18 protein-coding genes are annotated in these 21,870 nt (G+C 64.7%); 13 read left to right on the top strand and 5 right to left on the bottom strand.

Features of this window, described 5'->3' with window-relative positions; translation table 11 throughout:
• Positions 1-14: 14 nt before the first annotated feature.
• A complete protein-coding gene (locus tag AB870_RS09805; RefSeq protein ID WP_047907848.1) occupies positions 15-509 on the bottom strand; it encodes a group III truncated hemoglobin in 495 nt (164 codons plus the stop codon).
• A 391-nt stretch (positions 510-900) separates the two neighbouring features.
• Here AB870_RS09805 and clpB point away from each other — a divergent pair, with 391 nt between their 5' ends.
• The 4 genes from clpB to AB870_RS09825 all read left to right on the top strand — a co-directional run bounded on the left by clpB (position 901) and on the right by AB870_RS09825 (position 6,619).
• Positions 901-3,528: an ATP-dependent chaperone ClpB gene (clpB, locus tag AB870_RS09810; protein ID WP_047907849.1), complete on the top strand. Its 2,628-nt coding sequence runs from the start codon at positions 901-903 to the stop codon at positions 3,526-3,528.
• A gap of 380 nt (positions 3,529-3,908) precedes the next feature.
• Positions 3,909-4,436 carry a DUF2306 domain-containing protein gene (locus AB870_RS09815; RefSeq protein WP_053059649.1) on the top strand — a complete coding sequence of 176 codons (528 nt, stop codon included), beginning with the start codon at positions 3,909-3,911 and terminating at the stop codon, positions 4,434-4,436.
• Positions 4,437-4,444: 8 nt separating this feature from the next.
• Positions 4,445-5,725 carry a sensor histidine kinase gene (locus AB870_RS09820; RefSeq protein ID WP_167362693.1) on the top strand — a complete coding sequence of 427 codons (1,281 nt, stop codon included), beginning with the start codon at positions 4,445-4,447 and terminating at the stop codon, positions 5,723-5,725.
• Positions 5,726-5,743: 18 nt separating this feature from the next.
• Positions 5,744-6,619, top strand: a complete 876-nt coding sequence (locus AB870_RS09825) for a LytR/AlgR family response regulator transcription factor (protein WP_047907850.1) — start codon at positions 5,744-5,746, stop codon at positions 6,617-6,619.
• Here the strand turns inward: AB870_RS09825 and AB870_RS09830 are convergent.
• Entirely contained in the window at positions 6,582-7,454 is an 873-nt protein-coding gene (locus AB870_RS09830) for an AraC family transcriptional regulator (RefSeq protein ID WP_047909038.1), read from the bottom strand. The genes AB870_RS09825 and AB870_RS09830 overlap by 38 nt on opposite strands.
• Positions 7,455-7,716: 262 nt before the next feature.
• Between AB870_RS09830 and AB870_RS09835 the strand changes: the two genes are divergently transcribed.
• The 3 genes from AB870_RS09835 (at position 7,717) to aceA (ending at position 10,871) form a co-directional block, all read left to right on the top strand.
• The gene (locus tag AB870_RS09835) at positions 7,717-8,079 is read left to right on the top strand and encodes a gamma-glutamylcyclotransferase family protein (protein ID WP_047909039.1); all 363 of its coding nucleotides are present in this window, start codon (positions 7,717-7,719) and stop codon (positions 8,077-8,079) included.
• Positions 8,080-8,247: 168 nt separating this feature from the next.
• Complete coding sequence (locus AB870_RS09840) at positions 8,248-9,159, top strand: DMT family transporter (protein WP_047909040.1); 912 nt, start codon at positions 8,248-8,250, stop codon at positions 9,157-9,159.
• 389 nt (positions 9,160-9,548) lie between these two features.
• Complete coding sequence (gene aceA, locus AB870_RS09845) at positions 9,549-10,871, top strand: isocitrate lyase (protein ID WP_047907851.1); 1,323 nt, start codon at positions 9,549-9,551, stop codon at positions 10,869-10,871.
• 280 nt (positions 10,872-11,151) lie between these two features.
• Here the strand turns inward: aceA and AB870_RS09850 are convergent, their stop codons facing one another.
• Complete coding sequence (locus tag AB870_RS09850; protein WP_047909041.1) at positions 11,152-11,586, bottom strand: universal stress protein; 435 nt, start codon at positions 11,584-11,586, stop codon at positions 11,152-11,154.
• A 274-nt stretch (positions 11,587-11,860) separates the two neighbouring features.
• Positions 11,861-12,802, bottom strand: coding sequence for a LysR family transcriptional regulator (locus tag AB870_RS09855; protein WP_047907852.1), 942 nt, complete (start codon positions 12,800-12,802; stop codon positions 11,861-11,863).
• 228 nt (positions 12,803-13,030) lie between these two features.
• Between AB870_RS09855 and aceB the strand changes: the two genes are divergently transcribed.
• Positions 13,031-14,626: a malate synthase A gene (gene aceB / locus AB870_RS09860; protein WP_047907853.1), complete on the top strand. Its 1,596-nt coding sequence runs from the start codon at positions 13,031-13,033 to the stop codon at positions 14,624-14,626.
• 343 nt (positions 14,627-14,969) lie between these two features.
• Entirely contained in the window at positions 14,970-15,905 is a 936-nt protein-coding gene (gene pip / locus AB870_RS09865; protein ID WP_047909042.1) for a prolyl aminopeptidase, read from the top strand.
• Between the two features lie 154 nt (positions 15,906-16,059).
• On the opposite strand, the gene AB870_RS09870 is transcribed toward pip, so the two are convergent.
• Complete coding sequence (locus AB870_RS09870) at positions 16,060-17,871, bottom strand: DEAD/DEAH box helicase (protein WP_047907854.1); 1,812 nt, start codon at positions 17,869-17,871, stop codon at positions 16,060-16,062.
• A 453-nt stretch (positions 17,872-18,324) separates the two neighbouring features.
• Between AB870_RS09870 and tsaB the strand changes: the two genes are divergently transcribed.
• From tsaB to AB870_RS09890, 4 genes are read left to right on the top strand one after another with little or no spacing between them, the layout of a single operon-like run.
• Positions 18,325-19,095: a tRNA (adenosine(37)-N6)-threonylcarbamoyltransferase complex dimerization subunit type 1 TsaB gene (tsaB, locus tag AB870_RS09875; protein WP_047907855.1), complete on the top strand. Its 771-nt coding sequence runs from the start codon at positions 18,325-18,327 to the stop codon at positions 19,093-19,095.
• Positions 19,095-19,574 carry a ribosomal protein S18-alanine N-acetyltransferase gene (gene rimI / locus AB870_RS09880; protein WP_047907856.1) on the top strand — a complete coding sequence of 160 codons (480 nt, stop codon included), beginning with the start codon at positions 19,095-19,097 and terminating at the stop codon, positions 19,572-19,574. The genes tsaB and rimI overlap by 1 nt, the downstream gene beginning before the upstream one ends.
• Entirely contained in the window at positions 19,561-20,649 is a 1,089-nt protein-coding gene (locus AB870_RS09885) for a uracil-DNA glycosylase (RefSeq protein WP_047907857.1), read from the top strand. Before rimI ends, AB870_RS09885 begins: the two co-directional genes overlap by 14 nt.
• The gene (locus AB870_RS09890; RefSeq protein WP_053059651.1) at positions 20,610-21,812 is read left to right on the top strand and encodes a DUF1853 family protein; all 1,203 of its coding nucleotides are present in this window, start codon (positions 20,610-20,612) and stop codon (positions 21,810-21,812) included. The genes AB870_RS09885 and AB870_RS09890 overlap by 40 nt, the downstream gene beginning before the upstream one ends.
• Positions 21,813-21,870 lie beyond the last annotated feature (58 nt).

The following is a 21,870-nucleotide window of genomic DNA, read 5'->3' on the forward strand; positions in this document are numbered from 1 at the left end:
CTTCGCCGATCGTGTCAATCATGCTCCCGGGCAGGCCGCCGGTGCCTGATGCTGTCGAGCAGCGTGCGCTGTGCCGGTGGCAACGTGTATTCCCATCCAAACAGGTTTAACTGAAGGCTTTCCGCGATCCGGATGGCCGGTTCTGCAAAGGCGAAGGCGGCCTGCGGCTCGAAAAGCTTGTCCAACGTGTCAAAGAACAGGGACAGCCACCGGCTGAAATGTGTGCCGCTCAGGTGGCTGAAGGGCTGGTGCGCCTGCGTCACATTGCCGCGGTAGCGTTTGGCGCCGAGCACGATGCTGCACCAGAACGCCACCATTTTCTCCAGATGCATATCCCACCGGCCTTCGAGCGCCTGACGGAAGACGGGGCCCAGCAGGTCGTCGTCGCGAATGCGTCCGTAGAATGTGTGAACCAGCAGGCGCACGGCGTCCTCGTCGATGTCGGCGATGCGCGCCGTGGGACACCCGGCCGCGGGTCCGGCGCACGCCGTTTCGGCAGCGGGCCGCATGGCGGGATACGCCGTCGTTCGAGTCGCTATGAGTTCCGTGGGCAGCTTCGTTTGGCGGGGTGTTTCGGCAGACATGGCGTCGGGGCGTATGAGGGCACTGACGGGATTCCGGGCATTCCGGGCGTCAGGATGACTCATGGTGCGGCTTGCTGAAAGTGGCTATTATGACCCTCAAACCCGGGCCTGTCCCGCGCTTGCCCCGGCGCGTCGCCAGCGATGCGTGCACCGCTCGCCCCCGCCGGAAGTCCTCATGGCAAGCCCTCGCAGCAAGGCTTGACGCCGGCCTTGCCCGGCGCGCGCGAAATGCCAAATGTCGCGCTGTAATGCCCCTTGAAACCACAGGGGATTGTCCGCACATCCGATCCAGAAAGATTTCTTACCGGAGCATTCGATGCGACAAGACAAATTCACCACGCAGTTCCTGGAAGCGCTGGCTGATGCACAGAGCATGGCAGTCGGTCGCGACCAGCAATACATCGAGCCGCTGCACCTCCTCGCCGCGCTGATCGCACAACCCGAGGGCGCCGCGCGTTCGCTGCTGCAACGCGCGGGCGTGCAGGTGCAGCCGTTGGCGCACGACATCGAAACGGCGATCGCGAAGCTGCCGCAGGTGCAGGGCACCGACGGCAACGTGCAGGTCAGCCGCGAACTCGCGGGCCTGCTCAATCAGGCCGACAAGGAAGCGCAGAAGCATGGCGACAGCTACATCGCCAGCGAAATGTTTCTGCTCGCGCTTGCCGACGACAAGGGCGACACGGGCAAGCTCGCGCGCGCTCGCGGGCTGACCCGCAAATCGCTGGAAGCCGCCATCGAAGGCGTGCGAGGCGGGGCATCGGTCGATAGTCAGGACGCCGAAAGTCAGCGCGAAGCGCTCAAGAAATACACGCTCGATCTGACCGAACGCGCGGCCGCCGGCAAGCTCGATCCGGTGATTGGCCGCGACGACGAGATTCGTCGCACGATCCAGATCCTGCAACGCCGCACGAAGAACAACCCGGTGCTCATCGGCGAGCCCGGTGTGGGCAAGACAGCCATCGTGGAAGGGCTTGCCCAGCGCATCGTCAACGGCGAAGTGCCGGAGTCGCTCAAGAACAAGCGTGTGCTCGCGCTCGACATGGCCGGTCTGCTGGCCGGCGCAAAATTCCGCGGCGAATTCGAAGAGCGCCTGAAGAGCGTGCTCAACGACATTGCCAAGGACGAGGGCCGCACGATCCTGTTCATCGACGAGATCCATACGATGGTCGGCGCGGGCAAGGCCGAGGGCGCGATGGACGCGGGCAACATGCTCAAGCCGGCGCTCGCGCGCGGCGAGCTGCACTGCATCGGCGCGACGACGCTCGACGAATACCGCAAGTACATCGAGAAGGACGCCGCGCTGGAGCGTCGTTTCCAGAAGGTGCTCGTCGAAGAGCCGAGCGTGGAGGCGACCATCGCGATTCTGCGTGGCTTGCAGGAGAAATACGAACTGCACCACGGCGTGGAAATCACCGACCCGGCGATCGTGGCGGCGGCGGAACTCAGCCAGCGCTACATTACCGACCGCTTCCTGCCGGACAAGGCGATCGATCTGATCGACGAAGCGGCGTCGAAGATCAAGATGGAGATCGATTCGAAGCCGGAGGTGATGGACAAGCTCGACCGCCGTCTGATTCAGTTGAAGATCGAGCGCGAGGCCGTCAAGAAGGAAACGGACGAGGCGTCGCAGAAGCGTCTGTCGCTGATCGAGGAAGAGATTTCGCGTCTGGAGCGCGAGTACGCCGATCTCGAAGAGGTGTGGACCGCCGAGAAGGCCGCCGTGCAGGGCAGTGCGCAGGTCAAGGAAGAGATCGACCGCGTGCGTGCCGAGATCGCGAAGCTGCAACGCGAAGGCAAGCTCGACAAGGTGGCCGAATTGCAATATGGCAAGCTGCCGCAACTCGAAGCGCAATTGAAGGACGCGGACGCCGCCGAAGCGGCAGGCCAGCAGTCGCAGCCGCGTTTGTTGCGCACGCAGGTCGGTACCGAAGAGATCGCCGAAGTGATTTCGCGGGCGACGGGTATCCCTGTGTCGAAGATGATGCAGGGCGAGCGCGAAAAGCTGCTCAACATGGAAACCAAGTTGCACGAGCGTGTGGTGGGGCAGGACGAGGCGATTACGGCAGTCGCCGACGCCATTCGCCGGTCGCGCGCGGGGTTGTCTGACCCGAACCGTCCGTACGGATCGTTCCTCTTTCTCGGGCCGACCGGCGTGGGCAAGACGGAGTTGTGCAAGGCGCTCGCGATGTTCCTGTTCGATTCGGAGGATCATCTCATCCGCATCGACATGAGCGAGTTCATGGAAAAGCACAGCGTGGCGCGTCTGATCGGTGCGCCGCCCGGATACGTCGGGTATGAGGAGGGCGGTTACCTGACGGAAGCCGTGCGCCGCAAGCCGTACAGCGTGATCCTGCTCGACGAGGTCGAAAAGGCGCACCCGGATGTGTTCAACGTACTGCTGCAAGTGCTGGACGACGGTCGCATGACCGACGGGCAGGGGCGCACCGTGGATTTCAAGAACACGGTGATCGTGATGACGTCTAACCTCGGCTCGTCGATGATCCAGTCGATGGTGGGCGAACCGCAGGAGCGGATCAAGGACGCGGTATGGACGGAGATCAAGGATCACTTCCGCCCCGAGTTCCTGAACCGGATCGACGAAGTCGTGGTGTTCCACGGACTCGATCAGAAGCACATCGAGTCGATTGCCACGATCCAGATCGACATCCTGCGCCGGCGTCTGGCGAAGCTGGACATGAACCTGGAAGTCTCCAAGGCGGCGCTCACGCACGTGGCACGCGAAGGTTTCGACCCGGTGTTCGGGGCGCGTCCGCTCAAGCGGGCGATCCAGCAGGAGATCGAGAATCCGGTCGCCAAGCTGGTGCTCGCCGGCAAGTTCGGACCGAAGGACACGATCCCGGTCGACTGGCGCAACGGACGGTTCACATTCGATGGCGACACGGCCGCGCAGGTGAGCAAGCAAGCCGAGGCGGCGGCCGAATAAGCGTCGACGGCGGCCCTCACGGGGCGCGTACCCAATCCCCGCGTTTCGCAAGGAGCGCGGGGATTTTTTTCGTCTTTCCGCTTCCGGCGCCGCACGCTAGCCTGAGCGGCAAGTCGCGCCGCTGCGAGTTGTCGACGGGTTCGACCCGCCGGTTTCGCGGGCATCGGGGTCCCCGGGGCGGTCATGGCATCGTCGTGTCACAAACGTCGGCGAAAATGCGCGACCACCACGTTGACGCATTGGGAAGGAGGAAAGCGCGCCTGCGTTCGCGCCGTGAGGAGACGGCTGGCGGCGTAGGAAGACCGTTCGTCGCATTCGGGCGGCGAGCGGTGCCGCGACGGCTTAACGTCGTGCCATGAATCGAACTCGACGAGGGCTTCATGGCGACGATGATGGTGATGCATGTGGGGACGGCGGGCGTGGCGATCCTGTTGGGCGTGGGCGTTCTGCTCCTGCCGAGAGGGACACCGCGACACCGATGGATGGGCCGTTGGTGGGCGTTAGCGATGGTGGCGACCGCCGTGACGAGCTTTGGCATTCGCGAGCTTGGAAAAGGGCATTTCTCGTGGTTGCATGGGCTCTCCGTCTACGTGCTGATCAACCTGGCGCTTGCCGTGAACGCTGTTCGGCGGGGCAATGTGCGCGCGCACCGGCGGCAGATGCTGGGGCTGTATGCGGGGTTGGTGATCGCCGGGGTGGCCGCGGTGGCCGTGCCCGGGCGGCCGCTCAATAACGCATTGACGCGGATGTGGCAACATGGCACACCGCAGGGGACGCTAGCGCGGGCCGGAAGCACGCACGAAAGCATACGAGTGTTGACGGACATCCCCGTGCCTGTAGGGACGAAGTCCGGTGAGGAACTGCTCGTCGCGAAGGACGCGAGCGGGATGCGAGGCGCACGAGAATGACGTCGACAATGAAAATACCGCAATCCGTTCGGAAGGCTCGGACGCTGTCCGGCAGCGCGCCGCCCGGCCCGTGGCGGCGATTTTTCCGCGAGCTTGCCGGTGTGGCGCTTTTCAACACCGCGATTGCCGGGCTGCTTTGGTTCGTCGGTTTCGGCGACGCGTTCGTTCACAACCTCGTGTTTGCACAATGCATCGGTATCGCCATCGCCGTGTTCGTGGACGGTGGGCGCCGCGCGATCTGGCGAGACGCCCGGCCCCCCATGGCGTGGTTTGTGCTCCTCGTGGTGTTCGGATGTGCCGCCGGGCTGGTTGCCGGCATCGCGGCCGGCACCGCGTTGTTGGGCCTGCCGATCTCGATGTGGCGCCCGCTGAACGGGCATGCGCTGCCGGTCGTTCTGCTGGTCGCGCTGATCGCAACGGCCATCGCCAGTTATCACGGCTGGTCGCAGGCCCGCATTTCGCTCCTGCGCGAGGAAACGGCGCGGCAGGCGCTGCGCGAAGCGGCTGCCGGCCGGCAACTCGTCCAGGCGCAGCTTCGGACGCTTCAGGCACAGCTGGAACCGCACTTTCTGTTCAACGTGCTCGCCAATCTCGATTCGCTCATCGCCAGCGATCCGGCGCGGGCGCGGCATTTGCTGGGGCATCTCAACCGGTTTCTGCGTGCCTCGCTTGCCGCGACCCGCGCGTCGACCACGACGCTCGCCGACGAGTTCGCGCTGCTCGAAGCGTTGCTGGCGATCCAGCAAGTGCGGTTCGGCGAGCGATTGCGCTATCGCTTCGATTTGCCGGATGAATGCCGCCTGGTGAGTCTGCCGCCGATGCTCGTACAACCGCTCGTCGAGAATGCCGTGAAGCATGGTGTCGAGCCGCTGGCGACGGGGGCGACGGTGGTGGTCGGTGCACGGCTGGAGCGGGGCGCGTCCGGTGAGCAGTATCTCGTGTTGCGTGTCGCGGACGATGGCGCAGGCTTCACGCCGCACAGCATCGACACCATCGACACCATCGACGGCACGACCGCCCGGCGCGTTGCGGACATCGGCATGGCGAGACCCGGCGCGGCGGCCGCTCGAACGGGCGATGCGCAGCAGGCAGGCAGTGATGGGCACGCGGCCGAGCGCGTCCGCCAACGGTCTCCCGGCATCGGTCTGACGAATATTCGCGAGCGCCTGCGGGTGCTCTACGGCGACGACGCGCGACTCACGCTCAGCGAAGGCGTGCCGCGCGGCGTTGTCGCCAGCTTGCGTCTGCCTGTGGGGTCGTCCGGCAGCGCAAGCGAGGCAGGTTTCTAGTTGCAGAGAGTGGAGTGCATGACATCGTCCGTCTCCCAAGTTGTCCCGGCCGCTGCGGCCGCACCGGTCGCCCTGATCGCCGAAGACGAACCGTTGCTCGCCGATGCGCTGCGCGCCATGCTCGCGCAGGCATGGCCCGTGTTGCGCGTGCTGCCTGTCGCGCCGGACGGCACGACGGCGATCGCCGCGATTGCCCAGTCGCGGCCGGACGTCGTATTCCTCGATATCTCGATGCCGGGCGCGACCGGTATCGAAGTCGCTCATGCCTGCGGGCGGCTGGCTCGTCCACCGCAGGTCGTTTTCGTGACGGCATTCGACCGGTTCGCGCTCGATGCCTTCGATGCCGCCGCCGTGGATTATCTGCTCAAGCCGGTCGAGCCGGAGCGGCTGGCACGGACGGTGGCCCGTCTTCAGGAGCGCCTCGCCGCTCCGGCGCCTGAGACGCTCTCGCAATTGTTGACGGCGCTGCGAACGCATCTCGACGCAACGTCCGTCATGTCCGCCCCTTCCACCGCGATGGCGGGCACGCCAATCGCGCCGGCATCGCAGCCCACGGCACCGGCTCGGGAATATCTGCAATTCATCAGGGCGTCGGTGCGCGACGAGATCCGTATCGTGCCCGTCGACGAAGTCTGCTTCTTCGAAGCGGCGGACAAATACGTCGTGGTGGCGACAGTCGACGGTGACCTGCTGATTCGCACGAGTCTGCGCGAGTTGCTGCCGCAGCTGGATCCGTCGCGCTTCTGGCAGGTGCATCGCAGCACGGTGGTGAACGTTGGCGAGGTCGTGAGCGCGCAGCACACGCCGTTGGGCCGCCTCACGCTCAAACTCAAACGACGCAAGGACCGTGTCGCGGTCAGCCGTCAGTACGCTCACTTGTTCCGGCAGATGTAGCGTCCGGGACGGTGGCGAAGAAGTCGGTCGGGGTGCGGCCGAAGGTGCGCTTGAACATCGCGGAAAAGGCGCTCTGGCTCCGATAACCAAGCTCGCGCGCGATGCGCGCCAGCGGATAGCCCTTCGACGCGAGCGGAATCGCCTGGGCGAGCACGGCCTGCTGGCGCCACTGCACGAAGCTCATATTCAATTCCTGGCGGAACAGGCGGCCGATGGTCCGTGGACTGGCGCCGGCATATCTGGCCCACTGGTCGAGTGTCCAGGCGCGGGCGGGGTCCGCGAGCATCGCATTGCATAACGTGAGCAACCGCTTGTCGCGCGGCAGCGGCACTTCGAGCGGAAGCGGCGAGGCGCGACGCAACTCGTCCAGAATCAGCCCGCCGAGCATCTGCTCTCGCCGGGCGTCGAGTTCGGGGGCGGGCACGTCGATGGCCGCGATCAATTCGCGCAGCAGCGGTGAGACTTCGACGACGCGGCAGTGATCGAGGCCAGTGGGAATGACATCCGGGTGGACGTATAGAGTACGCAGATATGACGGCTCGTTGACCCGCAGGCTGTGCTCGACAGCGGGCGGAATCCAGATGGCGCGCGAGGGCGGCACGATCCAGGCGGCATCGGCCACGGCGATCTGAATGACCCCGCGCGGCGTGTAGGCGACCTGGGCCCAGGCGTGGCGGTGATTGGGCACGCGGATGCCGTCGCGCAACGCACGCGCGCGCAGGCGGACCGGGCGCTCGCGCGTTGGCGTGAAGGCGTCGGGGACGACATAGCTTTCGAACTCGTGCTGTGCCGCAGTGGGCGGTTCGGCGCATGCCGAAGGGGGCGAATGGGCCAAATTGGCCGGATCCGACAGATCGGATGAACCGGGTGGACCGGACGGTTCGGACGGTTCGGACAGACCAGGTCCCGAATTCGGCATGGCGTGATCGCGACAAATGAGATTTTGGTAAGTGTAAACTCGTTGCCTGTCACTTTCGAACCGGATGCCCGTCATGACTACCGCCGCGCAGGATCTGTCCTCCCTACTTGACGATCGACGTGACGACGCCGTGTATGTCTTCGTCTACGGCACCCTGCGCGCGGGCGAAATCAACGACATGACGGTGGCCGCGGCGCGCCATGGCGTTGAAGCACCTGCGTATGTGGGCACGGCGACGTTGAGCGGCTGGCTGTACGACTTCGGCAGCTATCCCGGCATGGTGCTCGGCGTGCCCGAGCGAGTCACCGGCGACGTGTATCGAATCCCGGCGGCGCTGGTTCCCATCCTCGACGAAATCGAAGCCGTGTACCCGGGCGAGGCCGGATTGTTCGTCCGTGAAATGCACGACGTGTCGTGCGGCGGCGCGACGTACCGGTGCATTGTGTACCCGGTAGACGCCTCGGCCGTCGGCGAACTGCCGCAGATATCGGGTGGCGACTGGGTGACGTATCGCCGCGCGAGGGATACGAACGTGGCCTGACGGCGTGTTCGGTCGCCTGCCGCTCGCCGTCGATCGCCATCTGCGGCGTGAAGGGCCGCCCGGGAAACGTCGCCATGTCCGATTATGACCAGCATCGGCGGCGCCGATGTGGGACGATTCACGCATTCCGATTCTTCTCGGGCGGCCAATCGCGCCGTCCGTCCGACCATGCGTTCATCCGATATCGCTCGCTTGCTGACGCTCTCCGCCATCTGGGGCGCGAGTTTCCTTTTCATGCGCATCATCGTGCCCGCGCTCGGGCCTTTACCGACGGCGTTCTTCCGTGTCACGCTGGGCGCCATCGGCCTGGCGGTGATTCTGCTGGCCATGCGCGTTCGCTGGGAGTTCAAGGGATTGCTGGGGGTGTCGATGCTGCTCGGCGTCATTAACTCCGGCATCCCGTTCGTCATGTACTGCCTCGCCGCGCGCGTGCTGCCCGCGGGTTATTCCGCCATTCTCAATGCCACCACGCCATTGATGGGCGTTGTTATCGGCACGTTGTTCTTCCGTGAGCGGCTCACCGGCGCCAAGGGCTGGGGAGTATTGCTCGGGCTCGCCGGCGTCGCCGTACTCACACGCACCGGGCCGGTCACGATGTCGGGACCGGTGCTCATGGGCGCGCTCGCCTGTCTGGTCGCCACGTCCTGTTACGGTCTGGCCGGGTATCTCACCAAGCGCTGGATTACCGAGCGCGGCGGCCTCGACGCCAAACTGGTCGCGTTCGGCAGCCAGTTGGGCGCCGCTGTCGTGCTGCTGCCGTTTTTCGGTTACGTGTCGGCCACGTCCGGGATCCCGGGACCTGCCACTGGCGGGGTATGGGCGGCGATGGCGGCGCTGGGCTTCCTGTGCAGCGCGCTGGCCTATATGTTGTTCTTCCGGCTCATTGCGGATCTGGGACCGCTGCGCTCGCTGACCGTGACCTTCCTGATCCCGCCGTTCGGCGTGCTGTGGGGCGCTCTGTTCCTGAACGAAGCGGTCACGATGGCTCACTTCGTCGGCGGGTGCTTCATCGCGCTGGCCGTGTGGCTCGTGTGCAGGCCCCCCAAAGTCGTTCCTTCCGCCAGCCGCGCAGCTTCATAACGTCCGGTGGCGTCCCGCGCGCAAGGAAGGCACCCCACGCACCTGGCGTTTCCCGAAGGCCGATGACCTGCGTCATCGGCTTTTTTCATGATACGAAATGTCTTTGCGGTGCGTAAAAATTTGCGCTGCTTGGCACAACATGTAGATTTCAGGAAGGAAAACAACGTTTCATATCAAGAAATAATTTCGTTATGTCATTGATTGTTAATGATAAAAAAGTTGTCCGTTTGCTCTGATTCCTTCTGTTGCGTTGCGTGAGAAATCCCTAAACTCTTATACAAGACCTGCCGATTTGGAGACGCAAAAAGCGGCCAACCGCGACAGCGGTGATCCCGAGGCAGCAAAGAGTCACCCCCTTTTATTCGTATCGAGAACCAGGAGAGATCATCATGACGACGCGCCAAGAGCAAGTGAAGCAACTCGAACAGGACTGGGCGACCAACCCGCGCTGGAAGGGCATCAAGCGGGGTTACACGGCACAAGACGTGGTGCGTCTGCGCGGTTCGATCCAGCCGGAACAGACGCTGGCCCGGCGCGGTGCCGAGCGTCTGTGGACCATGATCAACGAAAAGCCGTTCGTGAATGCGCTCGGCGCGCTGACCGGCAATCAGGCCATGCAGCAGGTCAAGGCCGGACTCGAAGCGATCTACCTGTCGGGCTGGCAAGTGGCGGGCGACGCGAACATGGCTGGTGAAATGTACCCGGACCAGTCGCTGTATCCTGCGAACTCGGTGCCCCAGGTCGTGCGTCGCATCAACAACACCTTCACCCGCGCGGATCAGATTCAGTGGTCCGAAGGCAAGAACCCGGGCGATGAAGGCTATATCGATTACTTCGCCCCGATCGTCGCCGACGCGGAAGCCGGTTTCGGTGGCGTGCTCAACGCCTTCGAACTGATGAAGGCCATGATCGAAGCGGGCGCTGGCGGCGTGCACTTCGAAGACCAGCTCGCCTCGGTCAAGAAGTGCGGCCACATGGGCGGCAAGGTGCTCGTGCCCACGCGCGAAGCGGTGTCCAAGCTGGTGGCGGCGCGCCTGGCGGCCGACGTGCTCGGCGTGCCGACCGTGCTGATCGCCCGTACCGATGCCGAAGCGGCCGATCTGATCACCTCCGACGTCGATCCGCTCGACCAGCCGTTCTGCACCGGCGAGCGTACGGTCGAAGGTTTCTACCGTACCCGCAACGGTCTGGACCAGGCTGTTGCCCGTGGTTTGGCTTATGCTCCGTTCGTCGATCTGGTGTGGTGCGAAACCGGCAAGCCGGATCTCGAATTCGCCAAGCAATTCGCGGAAGGCATCCACAAGCACTTCCCGGGCAAGATGCTTTCGTACAACTGCTCGCCGTCGTTCAACTGGAAGAAGAACCTCGACGACGCGACCATCGCCAAGTTCCAGAAGGAACTCGGTGCGATGGGCTACAAGTTCCAGTTCATCACGCTGGCCGGTTTCCACAGCCTGAACTACTCGATGTTCAATCTGGCCCACGGCTACGCCCGTCGTCAGATGAGCGCTTTCGTGGAGTTGCAGGAAGCCGAATTCGCCGCAGCCGAGAAGGGCTTCACGGCAGTGAAGCACCAGCGCGAGGTGGGCACGGGCTATTTCGATGCCGTCACGCAAACGATCGAGCGCGACGCATCGACCACGGCCCTGAAGGGTTCGACGGAGGACGAACAGTTCTTCGACGAAAAGAAGGCGCAGGTCAAGGCAGCCTGACAGGGCTGAGGGAGGGCGCGATGCGCCCGCAGGCCGGCGATGCGCGTGGGGGCACGTCGTTGGCGGGCGGGAGGCATCGTGTCGGGACCGCGCGTCCGGCGTATCCGGCCGGGCAGCTCTGACGGCGTTCCCGTCGCGGTGAGGGCTGCAATGCACGCCTGAACGAGAAAAGGCTCGTGAGCTTATCCCGCTCACGGGCCTTTTTTCATGGTGTCGACATAAAGAATGCGGTGCCGCTCGCCACCGGGCCGACGGTATCGTCGCGGGCGGCGCGCCGCGATCACCGGTAGACGAGCACCGGAATCTTGGAATGCACGAGCACGCGTTGCGTCTCGCTGCCGAGTAGCAGACTCGTGAGACCGCGCCGGCCGTGGGACGCCATCAGAATGACGTCGCATCCATGGCGCTCGGCCGCGTCGATGATGCCCAGATAGGGGGCGGGGAAGGTGGAACTGTCGCGCTCGAAGGGCACGCCCGCGGCGGCCGCGGCCTTTGCCAGTTCGTCGAGATGCGCGCAAGCCTCTTCGGCGATCCGTTCGCTGAAGGTGGCAGGGGCTTCAAGCACGTATTCGCTGAACGGAGAGTACGGATACTCGGCAAGACAACAGTAGCCGGTGACTTTGGCGTTGAGGGCGCGCGCCAGTTCGAGTCCGCCCGTCACGGCTTTTTCGGAGAGTTCCGAGCCGTCCGTCGGAATGAGGATGTGGGTAAACAACATATGACCTCCCGCAGTTGGCGTTGCTGAACACGCGTTCACAGGCTCGCGCAGGTATCACGGTCTTGCACCCAGTCCGCTTTGCCGTTGATGGCAGCCGTTGATGTCACTTGCACATCGCCTGCGGACCCTTCGCTTCGATTCTATGGCTTCGGCGCGCCGCAACAACAGGGGCAAACCCGACATCCGTGTGTGCCGGTCGTCGATGAATCAGACGCCGGGCTCGCGTCAATCGTTCCTCGCATGTGCCTCATTTCGCGTGTCGTCAACGGCATCAGGCCGACGCGTCGGCCTGCGCGCCGGGAGGCTGGTCGTCCTGCCAATACGCCGAGCTTCCGTAGTGGTGCTTGAGATGATCGATGAACAGGCGCACCCGCAAAGGCAAATGACAGCGTTGTGCGAAAACGGCATGGATGCCGATGGGCGGCGCGGCGAACTCGTCCAGGACGGTGACCAGACGACCTGCGCGAATGTCGTCGCCGACTTCCCACCACGAGCGCCAGGCCAGTCCGTAGCCGCCCAGACACCAGTCGTGCAAAACCGCCCCGTCGGTGCATTCCATCGTGCCGCTCACACGGATGGTCACGACCTTGCCGTCCTGCGCGAACGTCCAGCCGCGCTGCTGGTTGGCGGTCGAGCCGAACGCCAGACAGTTGTGGCGGGTGAGGGCGTCCAGCGATTCGGGACGCCCGCACCTGGCAAGATAGCCGGGCGCCGCCACGCACACGCGCCGGTTATCGCCCAAACGCAGCGAGACCAGACTGGAATCGGGTAATTCGCCCAGTCGGATGGCGCAATCGAAGCCCTCGTTGACGAGGTCGACCAGCCGGTCGGAAAGATCGAGGGTGACGCTCACATCCGGGTGCGATTCGATGAATACCGGCAGTAGTGGGGCGACGTGCCGTCGCCCGAAGCCGGCCGGCGCCGACAGCCGCAAATGCCCGCTGGCTTTCACTCCACCGGCCGACACGGCGGCCTCGGCGTTGTGCATTTCGTTGAGGATGCGCTGGCAATCCTCCAAAAAGGCCGACCCTTCGAACGTGAGCGTCACGCGCCGGGTGGTGCGCACGAGCAGTTTGACGCCCAGCCGGTACTCCAGGGCGTCGATGCGTCGCCCGATCACCGCCGGGGCCACACCCTCGAGCGTCGCGGCGGCCGACAGACTGCCCTTGGCGGCCACAGCGACGAAAGTTTCGATTTGTTTGAAGCGGTCCATGACGCGGATTATGTACTAAAAAGTCATAGATAAAGTGATTTCCATGCATCTTTATGATGATTGGCTTCAATAATAAAATCGACGGTCAATGCTGCCGGACCTTGTCGTTCAAGGCATTGACGGGAGTGCGTGCCTGACCGCCCGACGAGGTGGCAGGCCCAGTGCAAAGCCCCTGACGTTTTCCTTGCGGCGCACTCCTTATATAAATCAAGCTGTTGGAGATCCCCGATGCCTTTGACTCTGCCCCCCGGCATGCAACTGCATGTCGACGCCGCCGATATCCGTCCCGAATATGAAGCCATCCTGACGCCTGACGCGCTGGCCTTCATCGCCAAGCTGCACCGCGCCTTCGAATCGCAGCGCCAGACGTTGCTCGCCGCCCGTGAAGCACGCGTCGCACGACTGGACGCCGGGGAGGTGCCCGACTTCCTGCCCGAGACGCAGGCGATCCGCGACGGCGACTGGCGCATCGCACCGCTGCCGGCGGCGCTGCAATGCCGCCGCGTGGAAATCACCGGCCCGGTCGAGCGCAAGATGATTATCAATGCGCTGAATTCGGGTGCTGACAGCTACATGACCGATTTCGAGGACTCGAACACGCCGAATTGGCACAATCAGTTGCAAGGTCACATCAACGTGCACGACGCGGTGCGCGGCACCATCAGCCTCGAACAAAATGGTAAGCACTACAAACTGAACGACAAGGTCGCCACACTGATCGTGCGGCCGCGTGGCTGGCATCTGGACGAGAAGCACGTCAGCGTCGACGGCGTGCGCATGTCGGGCAGTCTGTTCGACTTCGGCCTGCATGTCTTTCACAACGCGAAGGCGTCTCTGGCTCGCGGTTTCGGTCCGTACTACTATCTGCCGAAGCTCGAGAGTCACCTCGAAGCGCGGCTGTGGAACGACGTGTTCGTGCTCGCACAGAACGAGCTCGGGATTGCGCAGGGCACGATCAAGGCGACGGTGCTCGTCGAGACGATCCTCGCTGCGTTCGAAATGGATGAAATCCTGTACGAACTGCGCGAGCACAGCGCCGGCCTGAACGCCGGGCGCTGGGACTACATCTTCTCTTGCATCAAGAAGTTCAAGGTGGATGCCGGCTTCTGTCTGGCCGACCGTAGCCGCATCAACATGACGGTGCCATTCATGCGTGCGTATGCGCTGCTGCTGCTCAAGACGTGTCATCGCCGCAACGCACCGGCCATCGGCGGCATGAGCGCGCTGATCCCGATCAAGCACGACGCGCAGGCCAACGAGAGGGCCATGGCCGGTATCCGTGGCGACAAGGCGCGCGATGCGACCGACGGTTACGACGGCGGCTGGGTGGCGCACCCGGGCCTCGTGCCCGTGGCCATGGAGGAGTTCGTGAAGGTGCTCGGCGAGCGCCCCAACCAGATCGACAAGCAGCGCGACGACGTAAACGTCAAGGGCCGCGACCTGCTGGAGTTCAAGCCCGAAGCGCCGATTACCGAGGCCGGGCTGCGTAACAACATCAACGTGGGCATCCACTATCTGGGGGCATGGCTGGCGGGCAACGGCTGTGTGCCGATCCACAATCTGATGGAAGATGCGGCCACCGCGGAAATTTCGCGCTCGCAGGTGTGGCAATGGATCCGTTCACCGAAGGGCAAGCTCGACGACGGCCGCAAGGTCACGGCCGAACTGGTGCGTGAATTGATCCCGCAGGAACTCGCCAACGTCAAGGAACTCGTGGGGCAGGTGGCGCCGACGTACGATCGCGCGGCCGTGATCTTCGAACAAATGAGCACGAGCGAGGATTTCGTCGAATTCCTCACGCTGCCGCTCTACGAAGAAGTGTGATGCATCCGGGATATCCAGGGCGTTAGCCCGGGAGCGTTGGCCGTCGTACGGCGCGACGACAGGTCCGAAGCAAAATGGGACGATGGCGACATCGTCCCATTTTGCGTTCGGCGTGCTTGGTCTTGTTTGAGGCACCGCGCTACACTGAACTTCGACGTATTGGTCCTCGTCCTACCCGTCCGCGTTTTCCGCTCAGGTCATTGTTCACGTGAGGATGCCGATGTCACCCGATTTTCCCGAGGTTCCGGAAGTTGCTTCCCATGCGGCCCGGACGAATGCGTCACGACGCGAGCCACGCGGGCCCGGCAAGATTGTCGAGGCCATTCCGGCGTCTGTGCGCGGTTTGTATCCTCCCATCGACCCTTTCGAGAGCGGCATGCTCGACGTCGGCAACGGGCACCGCATTTACTGGGAGCGTTGCGGCAACCCGAAGGGTAAGCCAGCGGTGTTTCTGCATGGTGGTCCTGGCGGGGGCTGTTCGTCGGATCACCGGCGCCTGTTCGACCCGTCGAAGTACTGCGTCACGCTCTTCGACCAGCGCGGGTGCGGGCGCTCGCTGCCGCACGCGAGCCTCGACTGCAACACCACGTGGGACCTCGTCGACGATATCGAAGCGTTGCGTACGCAGTTCGGCCATGACCGGTGGCTGGTGTTCGGTGGCTCGTGGGGCAGCACGCTCGGCCTGGCATATGCGCAGGCGCACGTCGACCGGGTGAGCGAACTGATCGTGCGGGGCATCTTCGCGGTGCGTCGTGAGGAGGTGCACTGGTACTACCAGAAGGGCGCATCCTGGCTGTTCCCGGATCGTTGGGAAAAGTTTCTTGCGCCGATTCCGCTCGAAGAGCGTGGTGATCTCCTGCGCGCCTATCAAAAGCGGCTCACCCATCCCGACGAGGCTGTTCGTATCGAAGCGGCACGGGCATGGAGCATGTGGGAGGGCAGCACGATTACGCTATTGCCGGATGACCAGCTTGCCGACGCATTCGGCGATCCGCACTACGCGATTGCATTCGCCCGCATTGAAAATCATTACTTCATGCACGATGGTTTTCTCAAGCCGAATCAATTGATCGGCGGGGCGCACGTGTTGCGCGAGATTCCGGGGGTGATCGTGCAGGGACGTTACGACGTGGCGACGCCCGCGCGCACCGCATGGGATCTGCACAAAGCGTGGCCCGAGGCCGATTTCTACTGGGCGCCCGATGCCGGACATGCGTTCAGCGAGCCGACCGTTCTGCACTGGCTGATCGAGGCGACCGATCGGTTTGCGTCGGCGTAGGATCTCCGCACACCCGCATCGGGCGTTGCGTGCCGCACATCCCGGTAGTTCCCGAAAACGAAAACCCCGGCATTGACGATGACCGTCGATGCCGGGGTTTTTTGTCGGTGCGCGCGAGACCCGTGTGACCGGGATCTCGCCGACATGCACGGGCTCAGTCGCCGCGACGTTTGTTGAAGCCGCCGTTGCCACCGTTACCGCGATTGCCGTAGCCGCCGCGATCCTGACGTTGGCCGTCGAAGCTGCGGGTGCCGCGATCCTGGCGATAGCCGCCTTCGAACGAACGGCCGCCGCGGTCCTGACGGTTGTCGTCGAACGGACGCGGGGAACGACGCTCGAAGCGGTCCGTGGACGCGCCCGTCGAGAAGCCATTACCACCGTCGTTTTGCTGGTAGCCGCCCTGATAGCCGCTGCTCTCGCGACGCTCGAACGAACCGGCCGGCTTATTGCCGCCGAAGCGCTGGCCGCCCTGATAGCCGCCATTGCCGCCGCCGTAACCACCGTTGCCCTGACGCGGGCCGCTGTTGCTCCAGCGGCCGCCGTTGCCCGCGTTGCCGCGATTGCCGTAGCCGCCACGACCCTGACCCGGGCGCTTGCCGCCTGCGCCAGCCTTCGGCGGCGAGCGGCGCGGTTCGAAACCGGCCACGACGTTTACCGGCAGCGGCTGACGTGTATAGCGCTCGATGCGGCGCACGGCGCCGACTTCGGCGTGTGCGGCGAGGCTCACGGCCACGCCACGACGACCGGCGCGACCCGTGCGGCCGATACGGTGGACGTAGTCTTCCGCGAACTTCGGCAAATCGTAGTTGAACACATGCGTGATACCCGGCACGTCGATGCCGCGTGCGGCGACGTCGGTGGCCACAAGCACGCGCACACGGCGCTCGCGCAGGGCGCGCAGCGTACGGTTACGCACGCCTTGCGGCATGTCGCCGTGCAGGGCGGCGCTGTCGAAACCGGCTTGTTCGAGCTGATCGGCCAGCAGATCGGCGTCGCGCTTGGTCGACGTGAATACGATGGCCTGGTCGAGCGAGTCGTTGCCGAGCAGGTGGGTGAGCAGACGGTCCTTGTGGGCACGGTCATCCACATAGTGCAGCGTTTGCTCGATGTTTTCGTTGGTGCGCTGATCGCTGCTGCGCGTGATCTCGATGGTTTCCGGATCGCGCAGCAGACGGCGCGTGATTTCGCCCATGCGGCCGTCGATCGTTGCCGAGAACAGCAGCGTTTGACGCGTTTGCGGCGTGGCGTCGACGATGGTCTGAATGTCGTCGATGAAGCCCATGTCGAGCATGCGGTCGGCTTCGTCGAGCACGAGCATCATCAGTTGCGACAGATCGATCTTGCCGCTGGAGATGTGATCGAGCAGACGTCCTGGCGTTGCCACAATGATTTCGGGTTGCTTGGCCAGCATTTCGAGCTGACGCGGATAGGGCATGCCGCCCAGAATGCTCACCGTGCGCAGCCGGCGCAACTGCTTGCCATAGGTATCGGCAGCGCTCGATACCTGTTGCGCCAGTTCGCGTGTCGGCGTGAGCACGAGCAGCAACGGCTGCGCGGCAACGCGACGCACGCGTTGACCCTTGCGCGGCTTTTCACCCGGGGCGGCCGGTTGATTGCGCGGGTGAGCGGCCGGGGCGCGGCTGTTCAGTTCGCCGCTGGCCTGCATTTCGGCAAAGCGGTGGATGGCCGGCAGCATGAAGGCGGCCGTTTTGCCCGAACCCGTCGGGCTCGACACGAGCAGATCGCGCCCGGCGAGCGCGGCAGGAATCGCGCGCTGTTGAACGGGCGTCGGATGCGTGTAACCGGCAGCGGTCAGCGCCGAGAGGATGGCTTCGTTCAGGCCAAGTTCGGCGAACGTGGGCTTGCCGTCGTCGTCGCTTGCGACGTCAACAACGGCCTTTTCGTTTTCTTCGGACGACGGGAAATACGTCTGCGCGATGGCAGACAGCTTGGAATGCTGTTCCATGAATCCTCTTGCGGATTGTAAGGTTATGTCGGGGCGTTGGCGCCAATCGGCAAACCCAATTCGTCGCAAGCAGGAAGCAAATCGCGGATGGGGCAGAAAGCGGATCGAAATCCGTATCGTAAGCCAGGGGACGGTGGCGGGTCGTTCCTAGGAACGCCAGTACCGGCAAGCACTACAGCGGCTTATCACAGGATTGGGGCAAAACGCGGTTTTTCGTCGCCCCACGGAAAACCACATGGGGCTCCGTGAAGCGAAGCGCGCATTATATACCTGTTTTTCGGAAAATGCACGTTCGGATTTGCACGGGGCGGCGAGGCGTTGCCGGTCGAGGCTGCGCCATGTCCCGGCCGGGCCCGAGCGGGTATCCGCGATGGGGGGCGATGGGCGATGGCGAGGCCCGGCGCACTGCGATCGCGCTAGGTCGCTCGCCGTGCGCCCGATTACAATAGCGCCATGTCTTCGATTACGCTTCTCGCCCTCGATACGTCGACCGAATTCTGTTCGGTCGCCGTATATCGCCACGATGTGGCCAATAGTGCGCCTGCGCTCGTCGTCGAGCGCCATCTCGATACCGGTCCGGTCTCCAGCACGCACATCCTTCCCGCGGCGCGCGACATCCTGCGCGAAGCCGGCGTGACGCTGGCTCAGTGCGATGCCATCGCCTTTGGCGCGGGCCCCGGCTCGTTCACCGGCTTGCGTACGGCGTGCGGCGTTGCGCAAGGGCTTGCGTTCGGCGCCGGCTTGCCGGTGGTGCCCGTTGGCACGCTGCTCGCGTGTGCCGAAGCGGCCCGCGCCATGCGCGCCACGAGTATCGATGCACAGCGTGTGCTCGTCGCGCTCGACGCTCGCATGAACGAGGCGTATTGGGCCGATTACGCATGGGACGATGCGTCCGGCGAATGGCGCGAGGTGCACGGCCCGTCGCTCGACGCCGCCGAACGGGTTCGCGCACCCGATGCCGCATTCGTCGTTGCGGGCAATGCGGTGGCAGCCTTCGGTGAGCGTCTGCATGCGAGCCTTCAGGCGCAGGCCGTGCTGGTGGATGCCATGCCGCGTGCGCGGTATGTCGCGTCGCTCGCCGCCCGGGCCTTTGCACGCGGTGAGGCCATTGCCGCGGATCAGGCGATGCCCGTGTACATCCGCAACAAGGTGGCGCAAACGACCGCCGAGCGCGAGGCCATCAAGCAGGCGGCAACGCGGGTCGACGGCAAGGGGGCGCTCTGATGCGTCAGGCCGGACCGAATCATTATTCGCCGATGACGCTGGCCGATCTCGACGAGGTCGTTGCGGTCGAAGTGCGGGCGTACCCGTTTCCGTGGACCCGCCAGAATTTCGCGGACTCGCTCGATGCCGGGCATCGCGGTGTTTGCCTGCGTGCCGTCGACGGCACATTACTGGGCTATTTCCTGCTGATGCCGGTCGTCGACGAGTCGCATCTGCTCAATGTCTGCGTCGCGCCCGAAATGCAGGGCAACGGCCTGGGTGTGCAGTTGCTGCAGGAAGTGGTGCGTGTCTCGCGTGAGCTGGGCATGGGCGGGGTGCTGCTCGAAGTGCGCCCGTCGAACATGCGCGCACTTCGCATTTATGAGCGTTTCGGCTTCGAGCAGATTGGCCGGCGCAAGGGATACTATCCGGCGAGCGGGCGTCGTGAAGACGCCATCGTGATGCGCCTGTCGTGGGAGACCGATCGTGCCGTGGCCTAAAGCGATTCTGGAAGAGTTCGGGCTGTGGCCGGTGTGGATGTCGAACGCGGCCGTGGCGGATGCCGCAGCGTCTGCGGCGGCGTGCGCGGCGACTGCCGGCGAAAGTAACGTTGCGACGCTTGCCGACCCTGCCTGCGCGGCGGTCGCGCGGGGCGAGGACCTGCCGCCGTGGGATGTGCCGCCGGCGGTACCGGCGTCGCCCGCGAGCGCGTCGCGTCCTGCCGTTGCACGGCCTTCGGCGCTCGACGATGTGCAGGCGGCACCGACTGCACCGGTTCGGCGCGAAACGCCGCCGGCGCCCCAGCCGGTGGCGCGAGAGTCCGCTGGCCATCGCACGATCGACATGCCGCCCGAGGACGTGCCGATGTGGCTCGACAGCGATGGCTACGGCGATGGCGATGCCGCCGCCGATGCCGCGCTCTGGTCGATCGTGCGCGAGGCGGGGGACGAAGCCCCGTCGCGGCCGGCGTTGCCGGGCGTCGAGACACTGGATTGGGACGCGCTGACCGAGCGCGTGGCCAATTGCCGGTTGTGCGGTCTGTGCGAAAAGCGTACGCAGACGGTCTTCGGCGTTGGGGATCGCGAGGCGGACTGGCTGCTCGTGGGCGAAGCCCCCGGGCAGCAGGAAGACTTGCAGGGCGAGCCGTTCGTGGGGCAGGCGGGCAAATTGCTCGACAACATGCTGCGTGCCTCGGCGCTCACGCGTGGCGAGAACGTTTATATCGCCAACGTGCTGAAATGCCGCCCGCCGAACAATCGTGATCCGGAAGCCGATGAAGTGGCGAGCTGCGAGCCGTATCTGAAGCGCCAGGTCGCGTTGCTCAAACCGCGCGTGATTGTGGTGATGGGGCGCTTCGCGGCGCAGAGCATCCTTCGCACGCAGGCGAGCATCGCCAGTCTGCGTGGGCGCGTGCATGAGTATGAAGGGGTGCCGGTGATCGTGACGTACCATCCGGCGTATCTGTTGCGCAGTCTACCCGACAAGGCCAAAGCCTGGACGGACTGGTGCCTGGCGCGGGCTACCTACGAGGCGGTGTGCGAAACGACTCCGGACAACAAGCCTACGGCGAACTGATCGAAACGCTGCGCGAGGCGCCCGTGCGCGACCTCGCGTGGTTATTGTTGTCCGCCGACCTGCTCAGTGCTGCACGGTTTCCGGCCGCGTTGGCGCACTTCGACGGCGTGCAGGCCGCGGCCGACATCGCTGCCGTCTCCCCCCAGGGCCTGCCGCCCGCGCCGCTTCCCGGCGTCGCCGAACCCGTTTTCCATTCCCGTGTCCTGCATGACTGGCTGCTTGCCTGCGACGCCAACCCGGAACCGCTGCGCGAGATGCTTGCGCGCGGCGAAAGCCACCGGCTGGGTCGTTACGCCGAGCAGTTGCTGCATTTTGCGCTGCTGCACAGTCCCCGGTTCGATCTGATTGCGGCGGGTCTTCAGGTGCGTGATGTGCGACGGGGCAACATGACGCTGGGCGAGTGCGACTTCCTGCTGGAGCGCCGGGCGGACCGCCGGTTGCTGCATTGGGAACTGGCCGTGAAGCTGTACCTGTTCGTGCCGCCTGAGGTGCCATCGTCACCCTCGTCAGTTCTCGACGAGCGAGCGATCCAGTTTCATTGGCTCGGCCCGAATCTGGCCGATAGCCTCGCGGACAAGGTGGCGAGACTGCTCGGGCATCAATTGCGCCTGACGTCGCTCGACGCCGCACGTAGCGCACTGCCTGCGCCGGGGCCGTGGCTGCCGCAGGTCTATCTCAAGGGATGGTTGTTCCACCCGCTGGGGCAGCGTGGGACGTTGCCGCAGGTCGCGTCCGAAGCGCATGGTCGCGGCTGGTGGGCCACGCTTGACGAGTGGTGGGTGCATGCGCATTCCATGCTGCCGGGGCGGCAAACGTCGCAACGCCGTCAAACCGGGGCCTGGGCAATGCTGCCGCGATCGCGCTGGCTCGCGCCGGCGCGTGTCGATGCGTGCGCCGCGCTGTCGCTGGACGCCATGCGCGCGCATATCGAGGCCCATTGGCGTGAGCGCGGTGTTGCGGAGCCGCTGTTGATCGTCTCGCTGGCAAGACGCACGGACGATGCCGCCGCAGGTGACTGGTTCGAATGTGAGCGGGGCTTCGTCGTCCCCGACTTCTGGGCGCCGCGCGCGCGGCACCGTATCGAGGAATTGCGCGAACGCGCCGACGCTGCCGCACGCCGCGCACTGGCGCAGACGGCCGACGACGGCGCGCCGTCGATCTGACGCATGCGCTGAGGAAAGCCGGGGGCGTGAGTCCGATGCGGGGGGGGGGGGCTGTGCG

It is taken from the genome of Pandoraea faecigallinarum (assembly GCF_001029105.3).
Lineage (GTDB): Bacteria > Pseudomonadota > Gammaproteobacteria > Burkholderiales > Burkholderiaceae > Pandoraea > Pandoraea faecigallinarum.